The sequence below is a fragment of the Rhodococcus sp. IEGM 1306 genome, from assembly GCF_036541985.1.
GTDB lineage: Bacteria > Actinomycetota > Actinomycetes > Mycobacteriales > Mycobacteriaceae > Rhodococcus_F > Rhodococcus_F qingshengii.
On the sequence record NZ_JAZHFF010000015.1, the window covers coordinates 84,430 to 92,046 of the forward strand.

Genomic DNA, 7,617 nt, shown 5'->3' on the forward strand with positions numbered 1-7,617 from the left:
TCGCCAATCAAACCCAGGAGCCGATCACTTCGAACATCGGCGGGCAGGACTACACCACCGAACCTGTCGTCACTGACACCTCCTTCACGGACGAAAACGGAACCAGCTGGTCTGGCACAGCCTCGAAAGTGCCGAACGTGTGGAGTTGGACGTACACCGACGCCCAGGGAGAAGAGCACGACCTGCAGGTCACCTACGACGAGCAGGGTCGCCCGCATCGGGTTTTCGACAACTACACCTCCACTCTGTACCTGTACGACTGGAGCACCGGCGAACCCGTTCTGATCGGCGACCCGCATTATCTGGACCCGGGCGTTGCTTTCGATCAGCCTTACACCGGCGAGATCATGAGCTTCGTTCTCCCACCATTGCGTGGGGGGCGTCTGATTGCTGGCGCAGTCCGGGCCGAAGACCTGATCGTCTCGAACCGGACAACACCGACCCGGCCCCCGACCAGCGCACCGTCTGTTCCGGCGCAGAGTGTTCCCCGGCCGGGTGGAGTGCCACCGCGCGGCATACCCGTCATCGACGGCACCGTTCCACCTGCCGAGCATGACCAGCCCTCTGTTCCGTCTGTAAATGAACCTGCACGCCCGGATCCCACGATTCCGGAACCCTCGCAACCCACTTCGCCCGGCGATCCCGATCGTGGCGAGTGGGAATCACCCTCGCCCGGTGAGGTTGCTGATCCGGGGTCGAACCCAGAACCGAAGGCTCCCTCGCCAGGTCACGTCGAGGAACCGAGTGTGCCGACTTTGCCCGATGTCGGTCATGTGCCGGTGAATCCGGATGCTCCCGGCGCTCCGCAGCAACCCGGACCACCGGAATTCGACCCCTTCGCCACCGATCCGAGCACGATCGAGCAGCCAGGTGTTATTCCAGGTCCGACAGACCGGCCGACTGTCGCTACCCCGCCGCTACAGCCCGATTCTGGCGAACCAGGCGTATCGCTTCCGATTACAAACACGCAGACGGATCCTGGCGGAATCGAAACCGGTGAACCCGCAGACGTTCCTGCAGGTCGTATTCCGATACTCGGAGATCCTGAGGGCGGTCACGGTATTTGGGACAACGCCTATCCATCAGAGATCGCGTCGATGTTCGACCAGAACGGCAATTTGACACCCAACGCAGCTTTTCAGCAGTTGGTTACCGGAGTTGACCCAGCGTTCACTTACTACCTTCCGGCGCCTTTCAGACCAACCGGGCGCATCAGTATCGACAACTGGATCCGAGAACTCAATATTCTTCAAGAGGTCAAAGGTAATTACGACATGCTGTTCAGACCGCATGTACCAGACTTCATGCGCGACAATATTGTCGATGGCATGCTTGAGCAAGCTGAGCGACAGGTCCGAGCCATAGCTCTTGCGGGCAGCGATGCACACCTCCAATGGGTGTTTCTGCAAGAACAAGCTGCGCAGATAATGGAGGATGCGTTCGACGAGGTAATCGGGCTGGAGAACATCAACATCATCGTATTTGGAGGGGAGTGAAGAGTGCCTACATCATCACTGCGCCGCAATCCTACGGCGGGCTTGACAGTGAAGGTCATTCCACGAAAGGGTGCGCCTGAAAGCGAGGCCGTCACGGCCGCGCTCGTTGCACGTTCGCTACGATTGCTTCGCGACATCGATCCTGTCTTCGACGTCGACTTGTACCAAACAGTAGGCGATGCCCTCCCCGACGGTGCCGGAGTCGAGCAAGCCTTGGCGTCGAATATCCGTCAGATCCTTGTGCCTCCGACGGAAAAATCGATCGAAGCCGCATTGATCGAGCGCAGACGATCCCCTGATGCCACCGGCGGTATGTATCCCCTCTCATTGGGACGACATATGACCCTGTATTCACCCGCTGGAGACGTCAAAGTCGTTGTTAGTTTCGGGGGCACCTCAGGGTCCGGCGCATTCGCATGTGCCTTTGCCGACGAATCACTGATTTCGCTGGCATCGAAGCTCGTACAGGGACTAGCCGACATCTGGGACTCGCGTGTCACCGTGCTCTACCGCCGAACCGAATCATCGCCTCAGCGCAACGTACCGGGTGACGCAATCGTGGGCAGTTGCACCTACTTCGGTCCTGAGTTGCCGATCAAGGAAACGCAGCTCCCGCCCAGCGTGGAGGCATTTCCCTACCATGACGGCACAATCGTCATCCAGAAGAATCTGTCCACGCCGGTAACCGTCGAGGACATCCGAAGCATCCGCGCAGCAGCAGGACTGCCGACCGAACGACCGGAGATTCCTCTACCCAAAGGTTTCAGACGGCTGTGAGCCCTACGTTGGGCGCACTCGGGGCTGCCTGCAGGTAGGGATGGCGCGGACCGACCAGCCTGCCCGCAATTACCGCGCCGCGATCCCGATCCGGCTACGCACCAGCTGATCGACGCTCCGGGTGGAGTGCCACCGCGCGGCATACCCGCCATCGACGGTACCGTTCCACCTGCCGAGCATGATCAACCCTCTGTTCCGTCCGTGAATGAACCTGCACGCCCGGATCCCGCGATTCCGGAACCCTCGCAGATAGTGCTTGATACTGAGGGATGATGTCCGGACTGCCAGGTAGGCCGGGGCTAATTGTGCGGATGATTCGTGGGTCGGTAGTGAGGCGGTCAGCGGAGACCATACCGTTTTCGAAGGCGGGCGGCCGGCTGCGGCCTTTGTCTATGGCGTCGAACCCTTCGGCGATCCAGTCGATGTGGGAGATTCCGGCGCGGTCGAAGGCGCTGGGAGGTGCATCACATACTTCCCCGAAAGTACGGAGGTACGAATGAATTCTGGAATCTAGTTCCCCTGCCCACTTCTATACATGCACTCTTCACTCGATGGTGGGAATTTTATGCCGATATCTATAACTGATGCGCTGGAGTCCTATCCCGACATCCAGCGGGTCCTAGTCCCGACGCATCCAGGCCGATCATTCGACGTCTACAACACATACGACCCGCCGGCAGAGGCTGAAGAGGTGTCTCAGTATTGGAACCTAGATACCCTGCCGAGAGATCTCTTCGATTTATGGAGAAGCGCGAGAGAATGCAGACTTCACCACGATAGGGGCTTAGGAAAGGACGGAATAACACTCCTTTCTCCGCCCAAAGCTCGAGAAGTTACGGAACGCGAGCTGGAATTCTGGGATGACGAGGATGGGCGCTTCTTGAAGAGTGACATAATAATCGGCACAATGGTGGTCGAGCCAGATTTCATTGTATTCGACACAAGAAAAAACGACTTCAATGTTCTGTTAGCTTCAACTCTCGACGGACGTGAGGACTGGCCTATCGTGGGGCGGAACATTTCCGACTTCTTGCTGCGTTATCGTGATTTACCTGGAGAAAGCCACTGGCAGCGCTCGATCGTTTGATACACCGGAGAGCGAAGTTGGCTTCCATCCTCGAGGGAATCGATGGCTTGGCCATGGCGACCCCGAGGAAGGGGCGCGGTTCTGCATGGGAGCGGGTGTTGAAGGCTGCGGCGAGCAACCTTGGCCCAGAGTGGGTTGTGGCACGCTCTGGCACCCAGGCGGAGTTGATCCATCTACCAGTGCGATGGTGGTTCAATTCCATTGGGTTGGATCCCAAACCGAATCGGGAAGAGCTGACCTTCAGTCATGCGCCCCTGATGAGAGAATTCACGCCGGGCACTATCACCTTTCGGCAGAGTTCATATCAACCTGGTCCCACAGATTCTGCACCACCGAATGTTCAGATGGACATCTTCGATACCCGCGGTGCTGCGGAGATCGTGCGCTGGTGGGCGCTTGGTCCGTCCACCAAGTTCTTTGCTGCACCGCCGCTTCCTGACTTGGTCGCTGCAGCCGAGCAGGCTTATGCCGACCGCGAGGAAAAGCCACGCCGGGATTGGATGATTTCGGCTGGACTGCGGGTGATAGCTGACACCGGTTCGCCAATCGAGGTCATCGACAGCGTCCTCTGGGAGTTGGCTCGCCGTGATGTCGGTGGCCACGTCCAAAGTTTCTGGCGACAATTTCGCGCGGTCGCGGAAAACAGAGACCGACTAGCGACTTTGCAGTGGCTGGACGAAGAACGACGTCGTTCTGTAAAGGATGCATACGGGCTTCGGGATTCTGCGTTTGCCGATGTGATCTCCCATACAGAGGACTCGTAGCCGAGGGAAGTAGGCGTGAGGGAGTGGAATCGGATGGATCGCGCGCCGCGTCGGAGAACCGCTGGCGGTGCGCACAGTCGCTCCTTTTCGTCTACCAAATAATACGAATGGCCCTTTATGGCAAGCATGCACATGAGCGATGACAAGCCTAAGCCTCCGAAATCGGTCACTGAGGTCCTGGAGTCCCTGGGAATGGACCGGGATCAGTTGCGGGAGATGGCGATAGATGCGATCGCAGACCTGACTCCGAAAAAGGGGAGAGGCGCTGCGTGGGAGAAGGTGTTGGGAGCGGCGGTTAAGAAGCTCGGGCCGAACTGGACGATCATCGGGAGCGGGTTGCGAGCCAAGCTGCTGCACACTCCGGTGCGATGGTTTTTCGACACCGTCGGGATCGATCCGATTCCCAACCGTGAGAAACTGACGATTACTCACCTACCACTCATCGAACCCCTCGATCCCGGAACACTCACTGAGTGGCAGGACCACTACGACAGCAGGCATAGCGGACACGACTACCATGGCCGCCAGATTGATATCTTTGATACCGTCTCCGCTGCCGAGCTAGTGATCTGGTGGGCTGAGGGGCCAGCATCCGAGCTGTTCGACGCACGATCGGTGGAGGCACTCACCCCACTCCGTGAGAAGCAGTACCTTGAGCGCAATCAGTCGGGTCCAGCACGCTGGACAATCTTGGCGGGGCTGCGTGTGATCACTGACACCGGTTCACCGCTCGAGGTTATCGACAACGCGATTGAATACTTCCGCGGCCGGGCTGCCGACCCGGCAGGTCCACTTGTCATGTTCTGGGAACAGTTTCGTGAGGTCGCTGCTGCCGGTGATCGAGAGAGGACACTGCGGTGGCTCGACGAGCATCGACGTGCCACGGTACGTGAGCACTGCGCGCTACCGGCGGTGTTCGCCGACGTTCTCGAAGACCTGGGCAACGGCTAGCCATGTGAGTACAAGAATCTCGAATTTACTTCGACCACAACACTTCAAGAGGAGAAATCAATGGACCACTGGGTCGTCGTCCCGGAACAGCCAGGGTTTGTCGGGGATCGCACAGTTGTCGATACCGCAACCTCGCCGCCGACCGTGGAGAGGGCGCACTTCGTGTTGACCCGGCAACCTACCGACGGACTGATCGGTGCCGGCCCGCTGGTGTTGGTGGACCGTGAGACCGCGGAAGCGTTCGAGGACAACGTCTTCGGTGAAGTGTCCCTTCATCCGGCGGACCTCGATACGGACCCGGCGTCGGGGTTGTTGCGGGTTCCCGACTTCGTGTGGTGTCAGGTGCATGGGCAAGCGGGGATGCTCGATATCGGCCTCACCGAGGACGGCCGCCTGGTGATGTCGGGGCAAGCGTTGTTGGTGTTCCACTCTTTCGGTGGCGGCATCGACAACGCCACCATCTCCGAATGGCTCGGCTGAACCAACTTGCCCTACATATGCTTTGCCGTGGTGAAACTATGTGATGGCATGCCTTGAGCGCAGCGCGCTCCCCCAAGCCGCCGTGATCGAGGAACTACCCACTGACACGTTGATCCGGTTGGGAGACAAGCCTATGCACGTCCATGCCGCCGACATCGTGGCAGTGCGCGCAGTGTCGGGCTATGGAGATCAGGTCGGATTGGAAAGGACGGGGCGATGAGCATGTTCGGGCGGCGGCCGACGGTAGCCGGATATTGGGGCACGCGGGTGCAGTCGAGTCAGGAGGTGGCGCAGACGATGCGGGCTTTCCTCGATGATCTGGAAGCGGTCGACCCGGAGTTGGCGTTGCCGTGGGTGTACACCAAAAAACTGGACAAAGGCCCCGCGGATCTCAGTGTGGACGGGTTGGTGAAAATCTTCGAGCATTCCCGCTCGAAGGAGATGGGGTATTCGGACACCCCCGGACCGGGGTACAGCATCGGTTTGTCGCCCGAGGACGGGACCGCGCGGCGGATTATCGCCGGGGTCGGCGGCTTAGAAACCAGCGCCCCCAACAGTGTCCGGGTGTCGTTGCCGACGGAGACGCAGCTCACCGACAGCACCCGGCAGCTGCTCGGCCCTGACATCGGAGACGCGATCATGAAAGTTATCGTCAAGCATTGGAAACCGGATCGAGCTCGGTGGAGCATCGGCGACTACATAGATCTTCAGAAGCGGTCGAAAGCTGAGGTCGAGGTGGGATGGGAATCATACTTCCATTCAGGAGTTACGTTCGATCGCAGCGCGCTGCCCCAATCTGCGGTGGTAGAGGAACTGCCCACTGGCACGTTGATTCGGTTGGGGGACAAGCCTATGCAGGTCGCTGCCGCCGACATCGTGGCGGTGCGGGCGGCGTTGGGTTATCCGGTGTAGGCCACGCAACGGGTCCGGAGTTCACCATTGCATCAGACGTCGAGAAATGTGTTAACCGGATGGCCTGCTTCGCCTTTCGATAGTATTGCCAGATGGCACCCCGAGCCGACTTGCTCGCGTGGCTCCTCGATTCGGATCCGGCGATTCGGTGGCAGGTGGAGCGCGACCTGCTGAACGAAGCGCCCACTGTGTGGGCGGCGACGCGTGCGTCGATCGCTACCAAAGGATTTGGTGCACGCCTGCTTTCGTTGCAGGATCGAGACGGCCAATGGGCGGGTGGGGCGTTCTTCCCGGCAGAATTCGACTTCGTGGGACCCGAAGCAGCAGAAGAAGGTTCGCAACCCTGGACGGCAACTACTTGGACGCTCAACTCCTTGCGTGAGTGGGGCCTCGACGCCAGTGTTCTGCGGGAGCGTCGTACTGCAGAACTGCTCGCGGAGAACTGTCGCTGGGAGTACGAGGGCCGGCCGTACTGGGACGGTGAGGTCGATTGCTGCATCAACGCCTGGACGGTGGCAAACGGTGTTTGGCTCGGCATGCCCGTTGATGAACTGGCTGATTGGTTTGTGCGGCATCAACTTCCGGATGGTGGGTGGAACTGTGAGTGGATCGAAGGTTCGACCCGATCGTCGTTCCATTCGACGCTCAATTCACTCAAAGGGCTTCTCGCGTACGAGATCGCGACCGGGGGAACAGATGAGACGCGCGCGGCTCGGCGATCCGGTGAGGAATTCTTACTGCGGCGCGGTCTGTTCCGGCGACTCTCGACCGGCGAACCGCTGGGGCCCTGGGTCGGACGGTTCGCGTATCCATTCCGGTGGCGTTACAACGTGCTCAATGCGGCCGACTACTTCCGTGAAGCGTCGTTGTCGTATGGAAATGAGCCTGATCCGCGAATGGCGGACTCGATCGAGATGATCCGGGCCGCTCGAGCCTCGGATGGGACGTGGCTCCAGGCCGGTCGCCAACCGGGGCGGGTGTGGTTCGAGGTCGACACAAAGGCGGGGGAGCCGTCGAAGTGGCTGACTTTGTCCGGCATCCGAGTGCTCGCCTGGTGGGATCAATCCTCCCCTCTAGTGCGGCGTGGGATAAATAATTAGACAGTTGGATTTGCGATACTTGCTTGTATGCGAGTTGCGCCTTTGGTTTT

General features: G+C 59.5%; 9 protein-coding genes and 1 pseudogene. All 10 read left to right on the plus strand.

All coding sequences use genetic code 11. The annotated features are described in order from the left end of the window. A partial coding sequence (locus V3587_RS28055) for a Tox-REase-5 domain-containing protein (protein ID WP_317829780.1) occupies positions 1 to 1,496 on the plus strand: 1,496 nt, incomplete at its 5' end. Positions 1,497 to 1,499: 3 nt separating this feature from the next. After that, positions 1,500 to 2,273: a hypothetical protein gene (locus V3587_RS28060; RefSeq protein ID WP_228232371.1), complete on the plus strand. Its 774-nt coding sequence runs from the start codon at positions 1,500 to 1,502 to the stop codon at positions 2,271 to 2,273. Between the two features lie 432 nt (positions 2,274 to 2,705). Continuing rightward, positions 2,706 to 2,858, plus strand: a pseudogene (locus tag V3587_RS30735) (HNH endonuclease signature motif containing protein); the annotation flags it as partial. Next, entirely contained in the window at positions 2,809 to 3,360 is a 552-nt protein-coding gene (locus V3587_RS28065) for a hypothetical protein (protein WP_128637879.1), read from the plus strand. The pseudogene V3587_RS30735 and the gene V3587_RS28065, both read left to right, overlap by 50 nt. Positions 3,361 to 3,377: 17 nt before the next feature. Next, on the plus strand, positions 3,378 to 4,124 hold the full coding sequence (locus tag V3587_RS28070) for a hypothetical protein (RefSeq protein ID WP_161121246.1): 747 nt from the start codon (positions 3,378 to 3,380) through the stop codon (positions 4,122 to 4,124). Between the two features lie 132 nt (positions 4,125 to 4,256). Then, entirely contained in the window at positions 4,257 to 5,075 is an 819-nt protein-coding gene (locus tag V3587_RS28075) for a hypothetical protein (protein ID WP_161121247.1), read from the plus strand. Positions 5,076 to 5,135: 60 nt separating this feature from the next. Further along, positions 5,136 to 5,555 (plus strand): hypothetical protein, encoded by a 420-nt coding sequence (locus V3587_RS28080; RefSeq protein WP_030535789.1) that lies wholly within the window; start codon positions 5,136 to 5,138, stop codon positions 5,553 to 5,555. Positions 5,556 to 5,598: 43 nt separating this feature from the next. Next, the gene (locus V3587_RS28085) at positions 5,599 to 5,775 is read left to right on the plus strand and encodes a hypothetical protein (RefSeq protein WP_155277918.1); all 177 of its coding nucleotides are present in this window, start codon (positions 5,599 to 5,601) and stop codon (positions 5,773 to 5,775) included. Then, entirely contained in the window at positions 5,772 to 6,467 is a 696-nt protein-coding gene (locus V3587_RS28090) for an Imm52 family immunity protein (RefSeq protein WP_283377495.1), read from the plus strand. Before V3587_RS28085 ends, V3587_RS28090 begins: the two co-directional genes overlap by 4 nt. A 92-nt stretch (positions 6,468 to 6,559) precedes the next feature. Beyond that, on the plus strand, positions 6,560 to 7,567 hold the full coding sequence (locus tag V3587_RS28095) for a squalene cyclase (protein WP_283377494.1): 1,008 nt from the start codon (positions 6,560 to 6,562) through the stop codon (positions 7,565 to 7,567). Positions 7,568 to 7,617 lie beyond the last annotated feature (50 nt).